Below are 22,037 nucleotides of genomic sequence, written 5' to 3' on the forward strand. Positions count from 1 at the left end.
TTTACCACGGTGTGGTTCATGACTGGGGTGAAGTCGTAACAAGGTAGCCCTAGGGGAACCTGGGGCTGGATCACCTCCTTACCTAAAGACTGTTTGTTTTATGCAGTGTCCACACAGATTGCCTGGTCGAAATGTAGAAGAGTATCGAGTAGAGAGATTCTAGTAACTAGAACATCACTACTCACACCAATGTGCCCAACACATTGGCAGGTAACAGGACTAGAAACTCGTTTCTAGGCTCTTGCACCTAAAACCTTAGTCCCGTTCGTCTAGAGGCCTAGGACACCGCCCTTTCACGGCGGTAACAGGGGTTCGACTCCCCTACGGGACGCCACTTTCTTTTATTAGGTTAAGTGGTAAAAAGAGAAATTAAATTGGGGCTATAGCTCAGCTGGGAGAGCGCTTCGCTGGCAGCGAAGAGGTCTGCGGTTCGATCCCGCATAGCTCCACCAATTTCATACTGCTCTTCGTAATAAATAAATCCAAATTGAATCAGTTTTTAAACATATTTCTTTATAAAGAAGAAATAAGTGTGTTTAAAAAGTGGTTCTTTTTTTGTTTATAGCACTCTGTAAAATTAATAGATCAGGTTTATCCACACACAAACCAGGCATTAGCCGGTGCGGTAATATAGGCTTCCTTGTGCCACTCAAGCGGTTCTGAAATCGGCGCTGTTCGGAGATCTCCCCTTAGTTTGGTGGTGACTAGCACTTTAACCTTGTCGTTACTGACGCTGTCTACTGTTCCACGGTAGGTATATCCAAGGGCTGGCCCTTCAAGTTGTTCAAAAAGACAAACGACCTGACCGATACTGGTATAGATAAACTGGCTTTCTTCTGTCCATAATTCGTTCACGACAGGCTCTTTGGGCATTTGATATAACTGACCGTCAACCGTGTTGATTGAAATGATTTTGCGATATTGGTAATACGGTTGGTAACCTAGCACCAGTGCTGCGTTATACCATTTCCCAGCCGAGGCATAGGTATTCTCAATAACCTTTAAGGTTACAAACGGTCCGTCGGGACAGAGCTCAGCCCACAATTCAGTACTGGAAATGCGCGCGTAAAAAAGGGGGCGTTCTTCTGCACTATTGACGCTGGAAACACACCATGTACCATTTTCCTGATGAATTAACTGACCTTTGTTATTATCACAAACATTTTTTGCAAGTAATTGATACTCAAGTATATCTTGCTTTGCTTCTACTGGGTTCCTAGCGCAGTAACGATAACTGAAAGCGAAAGCTCGCTTCGGATAAAAATCGCTTTTATCAACAATAGTGCCGTTGCTACGAATATTGTTCATCGCAATAAAATTTTTTGTTGAAGAGAGGAGGCTATATTTGGCGGGCTTAAAGATATTGGGTATTGAGCTGCAACCTGCGATGAGAAGTATGGATAATACCATTAATGAAGATCGATAAGGTACGTGTTCTCGCATACGTTGCTCCCTCAACCTGAGCTAAACTAAATATTAATTAGTATAAGAGGCTTATCATACTTTGTTGTAGAAAGAAGTTTTGCAGTTATACCTTTTGCAGACGATAATTTTTATTATTAAGGTTGTTAATATGGGAGTAGAAGCAATGGTGAGTTACCGGACTCGCAATAATATTCGCTATCTTCTACTCGTATTGTGTTTTCTGGTAGCAACAACTGTACTAGCGATGATGTTCTATTTTGTCTGGTCAGAGCAATCAACGATACTGGACAAAGCCTATCGCAGGGCAGAATTTGTTGCAGAAATGGTGGCTAAACAGACCGAAAAATCTTTTGAAAAAGTATTTGAAAGCCTGGAAGGTATAAATAAACTGATTGAGCTTAAACCCGCACAAGCTCATGAAATCTTCTTTGAGTACAAGCAACGGCTTCCGGAGTTGGCGGAGTTATTTTTAATTGATACCGATGGAAACGTTGTATCTTCTTCCTCAGATCGTTCATTTCCCAACGTATTAAATCATGATTATATTCAGATCCACCTACATGGGAGCTATATTCCATATTTCATTAGTGGGCCTGCTGTTTCTGACTTTGATCCCGATATTCATTTTATTGCTCTGAGTCGACGGACAGGAACAGCAGACAATCCTTTAAGCAATATATTGGTGGCTTATATTGATATCGAAAAGCTCTACGAACATCTGTTTACGTTTGAGTTACCAGGCTTCAATGAAATTTTGTTGTTGTCTGCTAACGGAAAACTGGCTGTGGGATACCCTGCCAAGATGGTCGAGGCATTAAGTAAAGAGGATCAAGGAAAAGCACTGTGGAACGAGGGGGAGCCTAAAGGGCTGTTAGAAATTACCCTGCCATCGACATCGAATGTCATGATGACGGCCTATAAGAAAATTCCTCATCTCAATTTACTGGCTGTTGCCGGAATTGAAAAAGAGGCGCTGTTAGGAACTTGGTTCAGAAAATTTGATTATGTTTTATTAGTAGCGGTTAGTTGGATAGGTTTGGTTTTATTTCTTACTATCTTGTTATTTAAGACGCAGAAAGAACTGGCTCAGCTGGCAATGTTAGACCCTCTAACGAAATTACCTAATCGCCTTTATTTTTCAGAAGCGTCAGGAATGTTACTTGCCAAGGCCAAACGTGATAAAAGTCCGCTTTCAATGGTTATGCTGGATATTGATTATTTCAAAAAGATCAACGATACCTTTGGTCATAGTGAAGGAGATAATGTCATTTGCGCATTGGCTGCAATGATGCGGAAAATTTGTAGAAAAAGTGACTTACTGGCACGAGTCGGCGGGGAAGAATTCTGTATTCTGATGCCTGACACAGACAGTACCGGGGCAAAAACAGTAGCAGAACGATTACGAAAAAATGTTGCTGAGCAGGTGTTTTGTCATTCAGATACTGATTTTCAGGTTACGATCAGTCTCGGCATCGCAGAATATGGTTCTGTTTCATCAAACATGCAAGTGTTATTTGCCGATAGTGATGTTGCGATGTATTACTCAAAGCATCATGGTCGAAATCAGACGTCGATATACTCTCCTGGGTTAAAAAAATCTGCCATTGAAATACAGACAGAGGCGTAGATTTATCATCTGGTAAGTGACATAACTAAAGCGCCAATAGAGCGCTTTAGCTGTTTACCTGAGAGGTAATAGACATAAAAAATTAGTGGATTAATCCCAGTTCTTTTGCTTCCTCGATAGTTAACCCGCTTTCACGGATATCCCGTAGCATTTCAATACGTCTTCTCGCTTCAGCCTGCTGCTTTTTGTTGCCTGCAATGCTTGAAGCGGCTTCATCTTTGTAATCCCACTTAGAAGAAACATCAGCAATTTCTGTGTGGTCCATAGAGTTGATAGACACAATTACCTCCTATAGAAACCCTGCGTCGAGATCCACTTATCTTTACCAAATGAAAATCTAAGAGTTAAGCGGATAAGTGTCAGTTTGTGAGCCAATCCTAAATTATGAAACTATCACTAAATTAAGCTGTGACAGAGGCATCTTTAGGCGTATCTTGGTTTATTCCAGCCCAGCTAAAAACAGCGTGTTGAGATCAATTTTTCACAGGTCTTACCGTTGATGCTCACACCCGCACCAATGCCTCGTTTGTTTGTTCATTTATCTTTCTTTTAATTGTTGTGTGTTATGAGTTTAAGTTGTTGTCATTGTTTGCTTTTTAAACCATTGGCATTAAATGTGTGTGATTTGTTTAAACTGTGAACGGTTGGTATTTCAGGGCTTTACAGCCACCTCATTGCTCTGTATTATTCGCCGCATTGGAGAGATGGCTGAGTGGTTGAAAGCACCGGTCTTGAAAACCGGCATACGTTTATAGCGTATCTAGGGTTCAAATCCCTATCTCTCCGCCAAATTCCGAAGCCCCAGCAGAAATGCTGGGGCTTTTTCGTATTTGCTGAAACACAATCTATTTCTATTGCATGAAACTCTTTGGCAATTTTGCGAAAGACTCGTCATTATTATTTTTACGCCAACCCAGTCTGAATTCTGTGGCTAAGCTTATCTGATCCCGATAACCCCCTTGGTCTCAGGCCGTCTGGTTGAAGTCGCAGTCGAACCTAATGAAATTGTCGAACCGGGTAGTGTGGTGGTTAAAATCGATCCGGCTGATTATGAACTGGCGGAGCAAGAAGCCAACCAAGGGCTGGTAAAAGCGGGGAAGAATGTCGGCGTACAAACGGCATCGGTTTCATCGGCACAGGCGAAACTGACGAATGCACTAGCGAATCAGGCGCATGTCAAAACCCAAGCGATCCGTATTTTGGCTATGGCGAAAAAAGGCATAGTACTGCAAGCAGAAGCAGATAAAACCCGCGCATCTTTAACGAATGCAAAAGCCCAAGTGGAAAATGCCGAAGCCGGTTTGCAGCAAGCCAGAAAACAGCTGGGTTCGACGGGCAATGAAAATAGTGAAGTGAAATCGGCTTTGCTCAAATTACAGAAAGCCCAAATGGACCTGGAGCGGACGGTGATACGTGCCCCAGCCCTTGGCGGGGTGACAAACTTCCGGCTAGATGAAGGATTTTATGCCCATGCAGGGCAGCCATTACTGACATTTGTTTCTGGCGAAGATGACTGGATTGATGCTTACTTCAGAAAAAACAGCATCGGCAATATGAAGGTTGGTGATCGGGGCGAGATCGCTCTAGATTACGCCCCTGGGAGGGTATTCAAAGGTAAGGTGGCCAGTATGGATTGGGGCTGGTTACTGTATGTGCACTGGCATTTGGTATAGGCTGGGGCTTATCGTTTATAACGCCGCTGTTTCTGACTAAATTTTTGGTAGATCATAAAAAAACACAGCTCATACCATCTATGAACTGATATTGGCCATGGTATTAACCGTGTTGATTGTTTTGAGTGTCAGTATGGGGGGGACTCACTATCCGTTAATACTCTTGTTGCTAGTCGGTTTACTGATGTTCATTGCGTACTATCTGTTTATGGATCCGCAATGGAACTTCTTCGCCACCATATTGATGGTCGCGGTTATGTTATTGCCATATATGGGGATTATCGCTTCAGGCTTGGCCGTTTATATCGCTGTCGGGTTAGTTGTGTCTGGTGTGGTGGCGGTTGGGCTATTTGCTCTGCTACATTTACTGTTACCGGATCTTGAACCCGTTTCGAATAGACAACCAATAGAGATATTATCACCGGAACAGTGGGCGCATGAGGCGATGCAAGCATTGGTTATTGCTTTCCCGGTGATCATTTTTGTCTATTACCTTCAGATTACCGGTGCGCTGTTAATTATGGTGATTATCGGCATTTTATCGCTTCAGACAACGGGACAGAAAAGTGTCAAGACTAGCATGTTCTTGCTGTTGACCAATGGCTTAGGGGGATTGCTGGCGATTCTTTTTTATGAATGTCTGGTGATGGTTCCGACCTTTACATTCCTGCTGGCATTAATTGCTTTGATTGGGTGTGTGATTAGCACAAAAATATACCGGCAGCCAGAAAAAGCGCCGATTTCGGCCGGGGTAATGTCTGCTCTGCTTGTCGTGCTTGGTTCTGGTGTCACCTCTGACAGTAAACTTATTGAGGTCAGCTTTTATATTCGGATCGGACAAATTTTGCTGGCCAGTGCGTATATGGTGTTTGTCTCGTACCTGTTGGAATCATGGAAGAAAGAGAGTGATTAGGACCATGTAACTTCGTAGTTGATATGATTTCTTTACATTTACTTCAATCTAATGGCATTGAAATGCTAACCAGGTTACTGAAGGTCTGAGTGTGTTTTTTTTGGGACGGAAATGACAGTTATTGATATAAATGATGATGATATGGCAAATAAAGGATAATCTACTATTAGATTACTGCTGTTGTTATTGAACAGTTGGGTGAAATAATATGGTCTTAATTAGTGAAATCGTTGATAAAGTGTGAGTGGCTAGAATGATTAAAGCAACTTTGGGGCATAAATCGGTTAGAGCTGTTGTGGGCCTTGTGGTATTGCTAATGAGTTTTATGACAGAATCAAAAGTGGTTGGCACGAATCAAAATCAAGAAATATCAGTAGAAAATAAAATGCTTATCGGGCGCGCCTGCTTGTATGACGGAAAAGAATATTCTTCAGGTGCGGTGATAGTTATTAAGAGTATTGCTCTTAAGTGCCTACCGGAGAACAGTTTTGAAACAAATGGAAAACTTCATTGGAAGGAAATAAATAAGCTGGAGAAATAAGGAGAATAATTGTCTGAATAAAAAGACAATATTATCTTCGTTCTAAATGACGTCAAAAAAATGCAGTGTTTGTATATTCTGTTATACCGTTAATGAAACAACAAAATATACAAACACTGCATAGATCGCCCAACAAGAGGGGATGTGACAGTTTAACGGATTACTCGGCCCGAATTTGGTGCTAGTTTACCAGTACCACCTTCATGGTGAGGAGTAACGACACCCATTTCAGTCATGAGCAATTCTTTCATGGCAGCAGCTTCACGCGGGTTGCTTGGTTTCCAGCTTGAAATCACTTTAGCTTTATTATCGTTTCTCATCGAAATTGTCCCTTTTATCAATGACATTAAACAGTAGTCATGTGCTTCATGGTTCATATTGTGTGTCTATTCTCATATAAACCGTAGGAATTTACCAGAACAAAATGCGCATTAAGCATAAAAATTTGATCCGTATACCAGTCAAAAATGACGGGTGATGCAACTGAGTTGCACAGTCAATGACTTAGAGCATAAAGCGCATTAGAGCCAACCTAAATAGGCTGTTATTAACTATAGTCGCTTTAGACAAAAAAAGCCGATCCTTTTTAGGAATCGGCTTTTTGTAAAATCGAGAATTAATAATTAATTACTTAGCTAGAGATCGGCTCTTAAGCTCGAAAATCAGCTTTTCAGCACTGCATTCAAACTGAATGCGTGCAGTCAGCTCCTGGCTGGTCTCAGATAATTCAGTTACTTCGTGTGTGAAGTTGGCATTAACTTCTTTAGCCAGTGCGAGGTAGTTGTTCAGCTCCGCTTCCAAGGCACTTTTACCATTGGCAAAAACGTTGACTTCAGCAACGTCGTCACCTTCTTTGATGATAAAGCCCATCTCTGCAGAAACACCGCAAGCTTCGCAGGTTTGAAATTCTTGTTCTTCGTTTGTCATGACTTTAATCCTCACTGACTTTATGAGCTTAGGTTTTATGAGCTCATTCTAAAACGTTGTGACGAGGATCGCTATTCATTAATGATGAAAAGTAAGGTCAGGATGTTGATAGCAACGCAGCATATCACCAGTGGTGATCAAATTGCCTGCGAGCTATCAACCTGATCGAATTGCTTTCAAGGTGCGAGAGTGTGGCCTGGTTGATATTAATTAATTGCATACACCTTAGAAACCAGTGCCAAGGTACTTCTGAACGGATAAGCTTCTAGTTGGGCGAATCCACTCATCTGCCGCGCCTTTACTTTGGTATTCAATGGTGACGTCATGCCGTTTAAGAAGCGTGTGATCGCCTCGGGGGAAGGCACTGAACCACAAGCTGCAATAAATGGATCGCACCATGCTTTTATAACGTTGTCAGAAATTTCCGGTAACGCACTGGCTGGTGGCAGAGTCGTGATCTGGCCACGGCATACCGAGCAGTGGCCGCACTGTTCGGGAGCATTGAAATCTGCAAAATACCTGGCGAGATCATGGCTCAGGCATTGTTCATTCTCGAAGAAGCTGATCATCTTCCCGATACGCTCAATTTCGCTGTTTTCCTTTTGCTTAAATAAGTTATGGAGCTTGACGGCTTCTTCTTGGGCATCAAACTGATGGTCCAACACGCGGTACACATCAGTCATCTGCTTACTTTCAAGGGTGATCCAGCCCTTTTCGCTGAAATAATCGATCGCAGCGACGACCCGTTTACGATCGGCCTGGTAGCCATTCCACAGAGCGTCGAAATCTACCGTGTACCAGGTACGTGCCTTCTGTGAACAAGCGAAAATGGCCTCAACAAACTGTCGCCGTTCCCCTTGGAATTGGTCAAGGATCGATTGTTGATCCTGATTTAGCTTGAAGCGGTAGTCAGCAAAATAGGTATATTGAGGCTCAATGATCTTGCGAATTTCTAAATATACCAATAAGGTTTTTAACGGCAGTAAACGCACGTTACTGTCTTTTGACAGGCGTGGCAGCATAACTTCCCATTGTGTTTGCAGGCCTGCGCTGTCCAGCGCCTTAATTTCATTTAATATATATTCAATCGCATCGCAATCAGGCGTATCGCCGTAAATGAAGTTTTCCAGTACATTCAAACCGGCCTTATTGGCAAGAACCGTGCATTGTGATGGCTGGCCATCTCGTCCGGCGCGGCCAATTTCCTGACTATAGTTTTCAATCGATTTTGGCAGATCAAAGTGAATAACCTGGCGTATATCCGCTTTATCAATACCCATACCAAAAGCAATGGTGGCAACAATGCAATTAATATTACCCGCCATAAAATCATGCTGGATCTTCTGTCTGGCTTCAGTCTCCATACCCGCATGATAAGCCTGTGCCCGGTAACCTCGCTGACTTATCTGGGCTGCTACTGTTTCTGCCGTCTGCTGCAAAGTGACATAAATAATGGTGGGCTGTTCGCCATTCTGGCCTAGCAAGTTACACAGTGCCGGCAGTTTATTATCATTTTCTGCGGCGACAACATTAAGATCGAGATTTGAGCGATAGAAGCCGGTGATTATGATGTCTTGCTCATCAATCGCGAACTTGGTGCCCATATCTTTAATAACCGCGGGTGTCGCGGTTGCAGTAAGCAGTAAGACCTGGGGAATATTCAGAGCTTTACGATATTCAGGCAGTTTTAAGTAATCGGGACGGAAGTTATGTCCCCATTCTGAAATACAGTGTGCTTCATCGACCACCAGTAATGAGATTGGGACTTGCGAAATAAAGTGTCGGAAGCGTTCGTTCTTCAAACGCTCAACAGAAATCATTAAGACCTTTATTTCACCATTTCTGATGGCTTGCATCACTTGCTGTGTCTCTTCCCAGCTTTGGCTGGAATCGATGGAAGCGGCAGCAATATTCTTATTGTGCAGGAAATCAAGCTGATCTTTCATTAATGCAAGCAGTGGAGAGATCACCAGGGTCAAATGGGGCAGCTGTACTGCCGGTAGTTGATAGCACAAAGATTTCCCCGATCCGGTGGGGAAAATAGCGGCAGCCGACTGGCCATTTAAAATCCGGGTGATCACCTCTTCTTGGCCGGTACGTAAAGTATCGAAACCAAAGTAATTCTTAAGTGTTTGTTGATACATGGGTCAGCTGGCTCGCATTAAGTATGAATGGCAATGATAACGAACTGCTTGGTAGAACGTAAGTGATGAGACGGAGATCAAGGGAGTTTAGATATAACATCAAGAAGATGCGTAATTAAAAAAATAAAAGTTGCAGTTGTCAATAGCGAAGTTAAAAGCTGCGATGTTGATATGAGTGGATAAACAAAGTTCAGACAATAACAATATTATTGGTGTTCTGTGATTTAAATGTACGCTTAAGATGGAATATTAATATGAGATATCAACATGTTAACATTATTTTCTGCCCGAACCTGATGTTAGAGAATTACGAGCGAAAGCTTAATGAATCTTCTTATCTAAAGAATATTCAGTAAAAACAGTTGATGGGTCGTTATTGTCGCATTTATTAATTCACGCCTTAAAAAAATAAGCTTCACTTCTAAGTTGACAGATTAAACTGATTTTATATGTAAGGTCACCACTGATAATAACCACGAAAAATTTAAGTCATGAATACTGTTAGTCATAAGAATAATTAAAGGAAATCTATGTTGTGGTTTAATAATCTGGCATTTCGCTGGAAGTTTGCTGTTCCAATTGGTCTTGTTGTTGCTGTCTTTATTGCTCTGTTAAGTATGGCGCTTGTAGTATTTAATGATCTTACCCGTACTGGTTCGTTACAGGATGATGAGGTTCGACCTGTTTTAGAACAGCTAGAGGAAGGTTACCGGGATGTCTATCAGGTGATTACGGCTGGACAGGGTGTGATCTTAGCGGGTGATAGTAATCAGGAGCTGGTGAAGTATAACCAAAAGGAGTTTTATTCAGAAAGCACTAAAACGTTATCACGCTTTCAATCGGCACAGCGGCTGATTGAAATAGGCTTCATTGATGCGTCTAACCATTCTTTAGTTGAGCGCTTGCAAAACACTTATAGTCAGTGGCTAAGTCACTACCGTTATATAGTTGAAAATCCAGAAGGCGCAAGTGAATATTACCGCGAGAACCAAGTACTGATTCAGCAAGAATTTTCAGCGATGCGTGAGATATATCTTGATCTTCGTGCACAGATAGAAACGGCCGACGCAGAGTTGAAGTTGATTATTGATAATGAAATTAGCCTTGCAACATTGGTATTAGAGGTTGGGTTTGTGGTTGCACTTTTAATTTCTACCATCATTACATGGGGTGTGTCGGGTTTAGTGTTAGCTCCGCTGAAGCGATTGTCTTTAGCTATGCACGATATAGCTTCAGGTGAAGGAGACCTGACCCAGCGAGTAGTTGTTGAAAGTAAAGATGAAATTGGCCAGTTAGCGATTGCCTTTAATGAATTTGTATCGAAAATTCATTCGACAATCAGCGAAGTGGCCGTAACGATGACATCGGTTCGCGAAGAAACGCAGCAGATCCAACGAGAGACTCAAGGTGTCGTTCTTAATGCATCTGAGCAGCAAGAAGAGAGTGCTCTGGTCGCGACAGCAGTGCATGAAATGAGTGTCACTAGTGATAACGTCAGTTCTCATGCTAATGAAGCTGCAGGAGCGAGTCAGTCAGCCAGTGACGAGTCAGAATCTGCAAAACAGATCCTCGGCAAGACTGTTATGTCGATTCATCAACTGGCTGATGAAATTGAAACTTCGAGTGCCGTGATAAGTAATTTGGAGCGAGATGTGGGTAATATTGCATCTATTCTGGATGTCATTCGTGGTATTGCCGATCAAACCAACTTGCTTGCACTTAATGCGGCGATTGAAGCGGCACGCGCCGGTGAACAAGGCCGTGGTTTTGCAGTAGTCGCCGATGAAGTTCGCTCACTGGCCAGTAAGACTCAAGACAGTACCGGTGAGATCCAGGTAATGATTGAGAGCTTGCAGCAAGGTGCGCATAATGCCGTTAAAGCGATGGAATTAAGCAGAGAAAGCGGGACACATACCGTTGAGCAGGCCAATAGTGCCAACGAATCACTAGATGCCATCAGCCAGTCGATCAATGTTATTAATGAGATGAACCTGCAAATCGCTACAGCGGCAACGCAGCAGAATCAGGTAAGTGAAGACATTAATCAAAATGTGCGGAAAATTTCGGATAAGAGTCAGGACGTCGTGAGTAAGGTGCAAGCATCTGAACAAGCCTTTGAAATATTGGCAGATCAGTGCGAGCAGCTAGATCGGCTCATCGGTCAGTTCAAAGTCTAGCTAGACAGTTGAATAACCGAATAAGCCAGAGTATTCATTGCTCTGGCTTTTTTCCGTCTAGCTTCAACCTGGAGCGAAATGACGATATGCCTTCTCTTGCCCCTTTGATTGGTTTTCAATGGTATTTTCTTGATTTTCCATCTGTTTTCATGATTTTCAATGATTTAAAAAGTTACCGTAGTTAAGTCGTTGAAAAAGTTGAACTAATGTTTTGGCATAACCTTTGCTGTATATCGGGTTGCTTACAAGTAAGTTTTATCCCATTTATATATTGAAAAGGAAATGAGTTATGCCAACTCCTGCTTATATGCGTATTGAAGGTGAGAAACAAGGTTTAATCACGGCAGGTACGTTCACGGAAGATTCAGTAGGTAATATTTTCCAGGAAGGTCACGAAGACGAAGTACTGGTTGAAGCATTTGAACATCAGGTTGTGCTACCCCGCGATCCGCAATCTGGACAGCCAACAGGCCAACGTGTTCACAAACCGGTAAAGATCACCAAAGTTTTCGATAAGTGTTCGCCGCTAATTTATAACTCACTAACCTCAGGTGAGCGTCTGCCGACAGTACAAATTAAATGGTATCGCACCTCGGCAACGGGCTCGCAAGAGCACTATTTCACAACAACGTTGACCGATGCCATTGTGGTTGATGTCACCGCCAAAATGCCGAACTGCCAGGATCCGGGCCAGGCCCACTTTACTCATCTCGAAGATGTCTTCATGACTTACCGAAAAATTGACTGGACCCATGAAGTGTCGGGTACATCGGGTGGTGATGACTGGCGTACAGCAATGAAGGCATAAGCCTGAGATCTGTTTCCAAGGGGGAAGCATTCCCCCTTCATTTTGAGTGAGTTTCAGAACATAAATACCCCCAAACCACCTCATGATCCTTGAGGTGGTTTAGGTATATCCGGTTATTGCATATTTCCTTGATATTAAATTCAGGGAGGGCGGTAGCGTTCTCTTTTTCTGATCAGGAAAACGTTATGGTAAGGGATGCCAATCAGGCAAAGTTTGAGTTAGAAGTTGCGACAATTGATGTACCGTTAAAAGTGTATGCTTTTAATGGCGTCGAAGGGATCAGCCAGCCGTTTGCTTTTTCGGTGACTTTTGTCTGCGACGAGCCGAATCTTGTGTTGGAAGATTGGCTCCAGTTACCCGTTCGCTTAACCATGCATCATGATAATGAGCTGATGCCGCGTTTTATTTGCGGCATGGTGTTTGGAATGGAAAAACTCACTCATACCGACAGACATTGTCAGTATCAGTTAACCGTTACCCCGCGAGTGCAACTACTGGCGCACCGAACCACCTTCCGTATTTTCCAGAACCTTTCAGTGCCCGATATTATTACCGCTATTTTCACCGATGCCGGCATACTTAGCCATGAGTATGAGGTGCGGCTTTCCGGTAGCTTTACCGCTCGTGAATACAGCGTTCAGTATGGTGAAAGCGATATGGCCTTTATTTCACGTTTGATGAGCGAAGCCGGCCTGCATTATCATTTTGAGCACAGTGATACCGGACATGTCATCGTCATTGCCGATGGGCAGGACGGTTTTCTTGAACTTCCGCCGCTCGCATATTCTCCCCATAGCGGAATGGCCAAAATTCAGGATGTGATCAGTGAATTTACCGTGCGCGATCAGACTCGGCGCGGAAAAGCTTCGCTGCGTGATTTTACCTTTGAACGGCCTGATTTTAAGCCCCAAGCCTCGGTAGCAACGAATATTGCCAACGAGCAAGCGCTGGAAGGGTATTGCTACCCCGGTCAATTTTCCACACAGGCCGAGGGTACAGGCATTGCAACACGTACCCTTGAACAGGGCAGAATAGATAAACGCCAAGTTAGCGGAGTCAGTGATTACTGTCAGCTTACCAGCGGTTATTACCAGCCGTTACAAGCTCACCCTAATGACGCATGGAACGAACCGTGGTTGCTGACAGAGGTTAAACACCGGGGCATTCAGCCTCAGGTGCTGGAAGAGCATGCCGATGGCATTGCCTCCTACCATGCTGAATTTATTGCCACCCCGTGGGAAGCCGCGTACCGCATGCAGCCCATAGCGAAACCGCTGATCCATAATATCGACACGGCTATCGTCACCGGCCCCGATGGTGAAGAAATCTATTGTGATGAATATGGCCGGGTAAAAGTGCAGTTTCACTGGGACAGACAAGGACAGGCCAATGAAACAACCAGTTGCTGGTTGCGTGTCGCCCAAGGCTGGGCCGGTAATGGTTACGGCCAGTTTGTACTGCCGCGTATCGGCCATGAAGTGATCGTCAGCTTTATTCATGGCGATCCCGATAAACCCATCATCACCGGTGCGTTATATAACACTAAAAACCAAGTGCCTTACGCCCTGACCGAGCATAAAACCCGCAGCACCTTTAAAACATCGTCCAGTGTCGGGGGGCAGAACTTCAATGAATGGCGCTTTGACGACAAAATAAATAACGAACAAATCTATCTTCATGCCGCCAAAGATCTCGATACCACCATACAAAACATCCGTACCCAGGAAATACTGAATGCCGATCACCTTACTGTCCATGATTGCCGCTATCAGGAAATCAAAGTTGATGATCACAGCACGGTAAACGGCAATCAGTTCGAAAAGGTCGGCGGAGATAACCACCACGAGACTGCAGGTACGCTGCATACCAAAATTGGCAGCAAACACCTTACCGAAGCGGGCAGTGAAATCCACATCAAAGTGGGCAATAAAGCAGTGATTGAAGCCGGCTCCGAAATCACCCTGAAAGGCGGCGGCAGTTTCGTGAAAATCGACCCATCCGGCATCAAGCTCGTCGGCCCGGGCATCAAGCTGAATTCTGGCGGCAGCGCGGGAAGGGGGAGTGGCTACGGAGGCCAGCCGCCACAATTGCCGAGAGTGATTGGTCAGGCTGCCGCACTGGCTGCATCAACCGCGATGCAGGCACAAACAGCGACAACGTCTATGTCGCTGGCTGCATTTGGGAATATGGCGAAAAGGGCCGTATTTATTCAGGAAGAGTGTGATTGTAGCGGTGAAGATACATGCCCAATACACAAAAAGAAGACCTAGTCATGCAAATCGAAGGTATTAAGCGGTTAAGCACTGTTCCTGTCTATCAGCCAACTATTTGTACTTACCTGATTGTAGAAACTTGCCAAATTGATGATTTTCTACGCCGCTTTTATGAGGGAAGCTCAGGCAACTGTCTGTGGGATTATCTCTTTGGGCCAGAGGTTGATGACGAAGTGAAAAAATCCGGGCCAGTATTGATAGAACTGCAAAGCCATGAGCAGGATTGGACTTATGCAGTCAAGCTATTAGAGCAGTATCCGGCGGGCTGCTTGTTAACCTCAACAGCTGATTTTGAATCTGTACAGAAATGGGGTATGGCACGCGTTCAAATCTACTCACCCAGCAATGCCCGTTCAGTCTGTCGATTTTATGATCCGCGTAATTTAGCCTATTGCTTAGGGGCTCAGGAACAAATACAGCGTCGTCATTTTTGGCATCAGGCCGAACAACTCTATTGGTACGATCAACAACAGTGGTGGACGTCAGAATTAACGGCGTCTTCCGAGCCATTAATCAAAGAGTATCGCCTCTCTCAATCAGAATTAGCAACGATAACGGTATACAAAGAACAGCAGATGGCAAATCAATTATCCGATCACTATCGTAATGTAATACCGAAAGACAATATTCTGATTTCTGAACTGGTTCACTCCCAGTTGCCAATCGCCAAACGCTATGGCGCAAGCAACATGAATGAATTTGATCCCTGGCTTCGTATCGCCATTGTCTATGGTGGGGATTTTTATCGTGAGCGTAAACTGCAGCCAATATTTGAAAACTCACATTATCCCATAAAGAAAAAACTGGCATTGAGCGATGAAATACTCGCAGCATTGGAAGCAGGAGATCACCATGGAATATAAATTAATCCCATATTTGGTTGAAAAGGGTGATACCGTTTCAGGGCTGACCAGAAAACATAACATCAGTCAAAAAGTATTTTTAGACCATAACCCTCATGTTACTGATCCCGGTCGAATACATGCTGGGAAAATAATGATCATTCCAGTTCCTATTCAATCAGCAAAAGCCGACTCGGTATTTGCGTCGACGGGTGAAGCCAGTAAGAAAACTGAATTCACATCGATACCGAGTGTGGATACTATTGAGCCAGAGCTTGCATCAGAATGGAATATTGATGCCGGGCTTGATGAATTACCCCTTACGCCTCCGGCATTGCCATTAGAAACAGATGAGTTACTGAATGGGGCAGAAGCGGGGTTGCCGCCAGCCTTAGAAACGCCCTATTCGTTAGAATCCATGGGGGCGGCACAGTGCCGAACGCAGGAAGAGCAAGAACAGCAAAAGTTTATCTTCGTCGAGCAAACCGGTGTTGGGATTGATGATGGCATTAATCAATTTGCATTGTTTGCCAGTGGGCAGGAAGTCGAGCAATTGCAAAGTTGCCAGCAACCCCAGGGGCGCTTTGGGCCAATCGTTGAGACAACAACGTATATTGATGATCATGCTTTAAAAGATGGCTATCAGCTGATCCACAAAATTGGCGATATTCATGCAGTACTGCTTGATAATAAAGAAGTGCGTAACTCTGTACTGAAAGAGGCGACCAAAGAGTTCCAACACAATGTCATGCTCGGTATTGTGCCTTTATTGACAACCGATCATGATGAAAGAGCGGTTGCACCTTGCCGCAACGGCTATCTGTATATTTTCCTCAATGGGCGACTCTATAGAGAGTTAAAAGTGACGGCAGAGCCGGATAAAACACCGATTTTTACCGATAGTGACGCGGCAAGCTACCGTCTGATGGACACAGTGCCAGATAAACGAGAGTACGCGGGGGCAGCGCAACAACACATCCAGATCCCGCTTTATTTAAATAACCGAATCGCAAACGTTGAAATGGCGTTCTCCCAATTCCCATGGCCTTGGAAGCACGTACAAACGCTGGAGAAAAGCGATTATTTGCGAAAGGAGCGTTGCGAGCAATGGTCGAAAATTTCGCGGGCTGTCGATCAGATTCCGGCATTAATTCGCACGAAATCGGGTATTGCGAATTATAAAACCAGGCGGTTTGTTGAAGAATGGGGCTTTGTAACCAAGCATCTGGCCATTGATGAGCTGCCAGAAATGAGAACTCGCGACGCGGAAATGGAAACCTTGCTGGGCTCATCTCGTATTTATTTGGAAGATATTTCAGGCCAGCAATGGCGTAACGTTGTTACTGGGCTACAGCAAGAGCGTCAATACCACGACAGTGATGTTAATACACAGCTTTCAGCGCCAAGCGATCTCATCAATTTTAAAGATGATAAATATCCCCATGAAACGGTATTTTGCCCCAGTTTACGGGGAAATTTATTACAGCAATGGATGCACCCGAGAAGAGCAAAGCCATTGCCGTTGAATAACTCGCCAGATGTGCCTGAATTTTCATTTGAAGACTACCAGCTTCCAGAACCACCTACAGCCTGCAGTGATTGTTTCTCACCGCTAAGAGGCAAAAATCTGGTGGGAATTGTATTAAAAGATCAGCGGTTTGTTGCCGATAAATTGCTCAACCAGGTCAATGCCAATATTCAGCTGCTTCAGTTACTGTCAGAAAGTGTGAAGTATCACAATTATGGCGCTGCCGCAGAGCTGATCCACTTTAATTGTTTTAGCAAACAAACCCCGAATGGTAATGTCAACCCGCTCTACTTAGACAGCTTCTGGGATGCAAGACTGGTTCAGTCTACCGGCAGCCTGTTTTGCCGGATAGTAAAGCGTGAAGAACGGGCGCAGGCACGAAGAGAACTCTATAAATTAATTGGCTTATACGCAGATTTGCTATGGGATCGCAATAGTGCCCACCTGGCCGCAACGGACATGGACGCGATTCTGTTTCAAACTGCCGATAAAGCGTGGCCCTATATCAACTTTATCGAGACGCTTGAAACCATACTGGTTGATTTAGACCGGGTCGATCCCCGTTTGGTCGAGGGAGAGCCAGATCATGACATGCCAAGACTGAATCGATTTAATTATTCGCGATTGGCCGATCCGAAAAAAATTATGATGGGGGCAATTAAACGTATTTTTGAAACGGCCTCCCATCCTTACGCTTGTTTGGCCTATCAAAAAGAGAATTGCCAGGGCGATGCAAGAAAATGGGCCGAGTATTACGAGGTCAATTACGAGCAGTTACAACAAGCCGTCGCCAATACCTATCAGGAAAAATCTAAATTAGTCATTTTTGATCAGGAGCTAATAGGCGTCGCCTCTAAAGTGATTGATGAAGAAAACCAGATGACGGGCTCTGATATATCGGGCGTTGTAAGGCGAGGGGTCAACGGCCTAGAAGTAATATCCATTCAGGTATTGCCTTCGCTTTATGGGGTATTGGCAAAGATAACGAATATTCAAGGCGAGGCAATGACGATTAAGTTTGCCTCTGAATTGGCCCATTTACCATCAGCCCTGTCAGGCGGTGCTATTCCGTTTAAGGTGCAAGCGACGAATGGAAAAACGCTGTGGTTAATGGCTTCAGATGTTCGACAACTACCAGCTCATGTATATGACGGTATAAAGGGGCAGTCGGTATCAAGTATCGAAAATCAATTTGGTGGAAAATTTAACAATACCAGAAATGCTGATTATTCCTATGAGATTAAGGGCAGGCAGGTAAATCAAACATCAGCTCGTATTGTTGGAGGTGCATACCGAGGAATATGGGGTGGGTTGTGGTTGTTGGAGCTGAATAATTTTTGTATATCATTTAAAACATCGGTAGATAAACCGAATGCAAAAAATATTATTGGGTTATTTAGTGCAAGTTTTGATATGTTTCTAATGAGTTTTTATTTCTCAAACTTAACTAACAATCAGAGTTTGCAAGGGCTTAATGAACGGCTCGAATTAGACTTTAATCGGTCACCAGAGAAACTAAAAAGGATGTCAGGCTGGCGTAATTGGCGAGGAGGTTTGGCAAGTGTTGCTGGTGGGGTGACATCACTTTTACTTTTTTGGGATGCGAAAGTTCTGTTTGACCAGGGGTACAATAACGCAGCATGGAATAAACTGGGCGAGGCCGGGGCAATGGCGACCGTGGCAACAGCCTCTGGTATTGCATATTTAGCGAAGCCCGTTGTCGACAGAGTGTGTATTCGTTTATTAGGTCAGGCGGCAATTTCAGCCAATACAATAAACTTAACTATCACAGTCGGATCTTTGTTTGTATCATGGTGGTTTGCCTCGCGGGCAGCGAACCATAGTGACGATTCGTTTTCACTGGCAATAAAATATGGCCTGTTCGGTGTAGAGCACAACGATCTGGATGAGAGGATTCGTCGGTTAGAAGAAAAGGTTGAGAAAGGGAAATTCGAAGATAACGAATCCATTCTGCCCAGGCTTAAAGAGGTAAAATCAACCACAGAAAGCCAAAGTGGGATGAATTACTACAGCCAGCTAGTTAACTGTTTGTTTATGGGTGATGCGAATATTATTTCACCCTCAGAAGCTTATCGTATCAGTGGTGATTTCAAAAAACATAATTGTCAGCTCATTATTAAAACCTTTAACCCGGTATTACGCTTTGATAAAGGAAATTCACAGCCGCAAAAATTCACTATCAGATTAGGTGAAGAAGTGACAATCCCGGGTTATCCTCAAACGCCTGTAATACAACCGATTCGAACCATACTGGAAGTAAAGCCAAAACTGGTTAAGCAAGATCCTGCAAACCCTGCAATCCAATATTATGGTTTCATTATTCCTCCGAGTTATTGGCAACATACCGCAGAATCTAGTCATATGATGAAACTAATCTATGTTAGAGGCGACACCAATCTTCTTAAAAAAACATCAATTTCCCCTGAAGTGAATAAGCTTAATATCAAGTTCACGTTGGCGGCAAGAAACATTGAATTTAGTGATGAAGTTTGGCACCCCAATGAAAAGGCCTATGTGGGTATAACGAAAACCAGAGAGTTTAAGTATGTACAACCGTGTTTGTCGGTAACACTCAACAACAGCAGTAAAAGGGTTAGTCATGCAGTGTAATCATTATCAACCCACCGCCTACACCAAACAGAAATGCCCGCTGGTATCACAACCTATTGATATGGGCGTGTTAGAGCATGTAATGATTGATTCGCAGTTAGCATGGTATAGCCAATATAATTACTTAAACCCAAGACAAAAACAGTTCTCTGCAGGATGGCTGAAAAGATATCGAGTTCAAAAAAAGGACTTTCCTGACTATTGGTTCTTATCACATCAGGTATTTAAAACAGGCTGGGATGAAGATAAAAGCCAACAATCAGATAAAATGTTTACGGAAATGTTTATTGGGTGCTTTAGCTTCCCCTTGGCTTGGCTTTGGATTGGTAGTGCTTGGATCGGTTTTCTAGCTTCAATCATTGGGGGAGATGCTTTTTGGGAGTTTTTTTTCTACCCACCAATAGTTTGCGGAATATTTACCTGGTTAAATATTCGAGTTAAAGAGAGTAATCTCAGATATTACAAACGAGATAAATGGAACGGACAGGGGTTCTTCCGTGAAACCGGTAAAGTGGTTACTCAATTTGGTGAATTTGATTTTACTGATTTTGATCCCGTTATTGAGCGAAATATGATGGCCAATGGCACCTGTAATTTTAACCTGGAAATGCGCTATCGCTACCGTGAACAATATAAGTTCAGTCTCCCAATTTATGGTGCCGGCAGCAATATTCGTGATGCCCATGCTGCGTGGGATATGCTGTTGCGCTTTATGGATATCGAAGAGCCATTGCCTGATATTCCCGAGTTAGAGCCGTTCCGTCATTTAGACCCCACCACAGTGGAATATGACCAAACAGGCAAGCGCGGCCGCCCTGATAATTACTGGCATGATTTATATGCAGCCAATGATGAATCGACCTTCTGGGACTACCTTCATGATATGGAAGGTAGAAAAAAGAATAATCCACTGATTCAGATGGAAAGTGACTTTTGCGCCATGATCCGTGGCAACAAAGAACCCGTGCCCCCGTATATCCCTGAACACATTTATGAACAACGCAAACGCGAGTTCTATGAAATGCAAGCAGCCTATGAAGCGGAGCAGCAACAAGCAGAATAAGCAGAATAAGCAGAATAAGCAGAATAAGCAGAATAAGCAGAATAAGCTTAATATCAAGTTCACGTTGGCGGAAAGATACATTGAATTTAGTGATGAGGTTTGGCAACCCAATGAAAAAGCCTATGTAGGCATAACGACAACCAGAGAATTTAAGTATGTTCAGCCGAGTCTATCGATAACACTAAACAACAGTAGAAGGGTTAGCAATGCAGTGTAATCAATATCAACCCACGGCGTACACCAAACAGAAATGCCCGCTGGTATCACAACCGATTAATATGGGTGTGCTAGAGCATGTAATGATTGATTCGCAGTTAGCATGGTATAGCCAGTACAATTACTTAAACCCGAGACAAAAACAGTTCTCTGCAGGATGGCTGAAAAAATATCGAGTTCAAAAAAAGGACTTTCCTGACTATTGGTTCTTATCACATCAGGTATTTAAAACAGGCTGGGATGAAGATAAAAGCCAACAATCAGATAAAATGTTTACGGAAATGTTTGTTGGTTGCTTTAGCTTCCCCTTGGCTTGGCTTGGCTTGGCTTGGCTTGGCTTGGCTTGGCTTTGGGTTGGTTGCTCGTGGGCTACTTTTTTACTGGTATTAATACTTGGTGATAATAATTGGGAGTTTTTTATTTATCCTCCAGTAGTGTGTGGATTATTTACTTGGTTAAACATTCGACTTAAGAATAGTAATTTAAAGTATTACAAACGTGATAAATGGAACGGACAGGGGTTCTTCCGTGAAACAGGTAAAGTTATCACCCAATTTGGCGGATTTTATTTTACTGATTTCGATCCCGTTATTGAGCGAGATATGATGGCTAATGGCACCTGTAATTTTAACCTGAAAATGCGCTATCGCTACCGTGAACAATATAAGTTCAGCATCTCAATTTACGGTGCAGGTGCCAATATTCGTGATGCCCATGCTGCGTGGGATATGCTGTTGCGCTTTATGGATATCGAAGAGCCATTGCCCGATATTCCCGAGTTAGAGCCGTTTCGTCATTTAGACCCCACCACAGTCGAATATGACAAAGCAGGCAAGCGCGGCCGCCCTGATAATTACTGGCACGATTTGTATGCCGCCAATGATGAGTCGACCTTCTGGAATTACCTTCATGATATGGAAGGGCGGAAAAAGAATAACCCACTGATTCAGATGGAAAGTGACTTTTGTGCCATGATCCGTGGCAACAAAGAACCTGTGCCCCCGTATATACCTGAACACATTTATGAACAACGCAAACGCGAGTTCTATGAAATGCAAGCCGCCTATGAAGCGGAGCAGCAACAAGCCGAAAAAGCAGAATAAGCAGAATAAGCAGAATAAGCAGAATAAGCTTAATATCAAGTTCACGTTGGCGGCAAGATACATTGAATTTAGTGATGAAGTTTGGCACCCCAATGAAAAGGCCTATGTGGGTATAACGAAAATCAGAGAGTTTAAGTATGTTCAGC

16 protein-coding genes, 3 tRNA genes and 1 rRNA gene are annotated in these 22,037 nt (G+C 43.6%); 15 read left to right on the forward strand and 5 right to left on the reverse strand.

The features are described 5' to 3' along the window. From C9I89_RS09775 to C9I89_RS09785, 3 genes are all read left to right on the forward strand, one after another. A 16S ribosomal RNA gene (locus C9I89_RS09775) occupies positions 1-81 on the forward strand; the annotation flags it as partial. A gap of 177 nt (positions 82-258) precedes the next feature. Beyond that, a tRNA-Glu gene (locus tag C9I89_RS09780) sits at positions 259-334 on the forward strand. Positions 335-376: 42 nt separating this feature from the next. Beyond that, positions 377-452: transfer RNA gene (locus C9I89_RS09785), tRNA-Ala, on the forward strand. Between the two features lie 139 nt (positions 453-591). On the opposite strand, the gene C9I89_RS09790 is transcribed toward C9I89_RS09785, so the two are convergent. Then, on the reverse strand, positions 592-1,443 hold the full coding sequence (locus tag C9I89_RS09790; protein ID WP_107283177.1) for a hypothetical protein: 852 nt from the start codon (positions 1,441-1,443) through the stop codon (positions 592-594). 130 nt (positions 1,444-1,573) lie between these two features. Here C9I89_RS09790 and C9I89_RS09795 point away from each other — a divergent pair, with 130 nt between their 5' ends. After that, positions 1,574-3,052, forward strand: a complete 1,479-nt coding sequence (locus C9I89_RS09795; RefSeq protein ID WP_107283178.1) for a sensor domain-containing diguanylate cyclase — start codon at positions 1,574-1,576, stop codon at positions 3,050-3,052. 82 nt (positions 3,053-3,134) lie between these two features. Here the strand turns inward: C9I89_RS09795 and C9I89_RS09800 are convergent, their stop codons facing one another. Next, positions 3,135-3,332, reverse strand: a complete 198-nt coding sequence (locus C9I89_RS09800; protein WP_107283179.1) for a hypothetical protein — start codon at positions 3,330-3,332, stop codon at positions 3,135-3,137. Between the two features lie 418 nt (positions 3,333-3,750). On the opposite strand from C9I89_RS09800, the gene C9I89_RS09805 reads away from it, so the two are divergent. From C9I89_RS09805 to C9I89_RS09820, 4 genes are all read left to right on the forward strand, one after another. Continuing rightward, positions 3,751-3,841, forward strand: a tRNA-Ser gene (locus C9I89_RS09805). Between the two features lie 170 nt (positions 3,842-4,011). After that, positions 4,012-4,725 (forward strand): HlyD family secretion protein, encoded by a 714-nt coding sequence (locus tag C9I89_RS09810; protein ID WP_245905461.1) that lies wholly within the window; start codon positions 4,012-4,014, stop codon positions 4,723-4,725. A 109-nt stretch (positions 4,726-4,834) separates the two neighbouring features. Beyond that, a complete protein-coding gene (locus C9I89_RS09815) occupies positions 4,835-5,638 on the forward strand; it encodes a DUF2955 domain-containing protein (RefSeq protein ID WP_245905462.1) in 804 nt (267 codons plus the stop codon). A 253-nt stretch (positions 5,639-5,891) separates the two neighbouring features. Next, positions 5,892-6,179, forward strand: a complete 288-nt coding sequence (locus C9I89_RS09820; protein ID WP_107283181.1) for a DUF1496 domain-containing protein — start codon at positions 5,892-5,894, stop codon at positions 6,177-6,179. A 152-nt stretch (positions 6,180-6,331) separates the two neighbouring features. On the opposite strand, the gene C9I89_RS22505 is transcribed toward C9I89_RS09820, so the two are convergent. The 3 genes from C9I89_RS22505 to C9I89_RS09835 all read right to left on the reverse strand — a co-directional run bounded on the left by C9I89_RS22505 (position 6,332) and on the right by C9I89_RS09835 (position 9,250). Then, the gene (locus C9I89_RS22505; RefSeq protein WP_170107675.1) at positions 6,332-6,499 is read right to left on the reverse strand and encodes a hypothetical protein; all 168 of its coding nucleotides are present in this window, start codon (positions 6,497-6,499) and stop codon (positions 6,332-6,334) included. Positions 6,500-6,806: 307 nt separating this feature from the next. Next, positions 6,807-7,106 (reverse strand): DUF406 family protein, encoded by a 300-nt coding sequence (locus tag C9I89_RS09830; protein ID WP_107283183.1) that lies wholly within the window; start codon positions 7,104-7,106, stop codon positions 6,807-6,809. 206 nt (positions 7,107-7,312) lie between these two features. After that, positions 7,313-9,250 (reverse strand): RecQ family ATP-dependent DNA helicase, encoded by a 1,938-nt coding sequence (locus C9I89_RS09835; RefSeq protein WP_107283184.1) that lies wholly within the window; start codon positions 9,248-9,250, stop codon positions 7,313-7,315. 530 nt (positions 9,251-9,780) lie between these two features. Between C9I89_RS09835 and C9I89_RS09840 the strand changes: the two genes are divergently transcribed. The 7 genes from C9I89_RS09840 to C9I89_RS09875 all read left to right on the forward strand — a co-directional run bounded on the left by C9I89_RS09840 (position 9,781) and on the right by C9I89_RS09875 (position 21,891). Then, a complete protein-coding gene (locus tag C9I89_RS09840; protein WP_107283185.1) occupies positions 9,781-11,427 on the forward strand; it encodes a methyl-accepting chemotaxis protein in 1,647 nt (548 codons plus the stop codon). A 289-nt stretch (positions 11,428-11,716) separates the two neighbouring features. Further along, a complete protein-coding gene (locus tag C9I89_RS09845) occupies positions 11,717-12,235 on the forward strand; it encodes an Hcp family type VI secretion system effector (RefSeq protein ID WP_107283186.1) in 519 nt (172 codons plus the stop codon). Between the two features lie 185 nt (positions 12,236-12,420). Then, on the forward strand, positions 12,421-14,505 hold the full coding sequence (gene tssI, locus C9I89_RS09850; RefSeq protein WP_107283187.1) for a type VI secretion system tip protein TssI/VgrG: 2,085 nt from the start codon (positions 12,421-12,423) through the stop codon (positions 14,503-14,505). After that, on the forward strand, positions 14,478-15,371 hold the full coding sequence (locus C9I89_RS09855; RefSeq protein WP_107283188.1) for a DUF4123 domain-containing protein: 894 nt from the start codon (positions 14,478-14,480) through the stop codon (positions 15,369-15,371). Before tssI ends, C9I89_RS09855 begins: the two co-directional genes overlap by 28 nt. Beyond that, positions 15,361-19,509 carry a LysM peptidoglycan-binding domain-containing protein gene (locus tag C9I89_RS09860; RefSeq protein ID WP_170107676.1) on the forward strand — a complete coding sequence of 1,383 codons (4,149 nt, stop codon included), beginning with the start codon at positions 15,361-15,363 and terminating at the stop codon, positions 19,507-19,509. The genes C9I89_RS09855 and C9I89_RS09860 overlap by 11 nt, the downstream gene beginning before the upstream one ends. Next, positions 19,499-20,572, forward strand: coding sequence for a hypothetical protein (locus C9I89_RS09865; RefSeq protein WP_107283190.1), 1,074 nt, complete (start codon positions 19,499-19,501; stop codon positions 20,570-20,572). The genes C9I89_RS09860 and C9I89_RS09865 overlap by 11 nt, the downstream gene beginning before the upstream one ends. A gap of 206 nt (positions 20,573-20,778) precedes the next feature. Beyond that, positions 20,779-21,891 (forward strand): hypothetical protein, encoded by a 1,113-nt coding sequence (locus C9I89_RS09875; RefSeq protein ID WP_107283191.1) that lies wholly within the window; start codon positions 20,779-20,781, stop codon positions 21,889-21,891. The last annotated feature ends 146 nt before the right edge of the window (positions 21,892-22,037 follow it).

This window comes from Photobacterium lipolyticum (assembly GCF_003026475.1).
In the GTDB taxonomy this organism is placed as follows: Bacteria; Pseudomonadota; Gammaproteobacteria; order Enterobacterales; family Vibrionaceae; genus Photobacterium; species Photobacterium lipolyticum.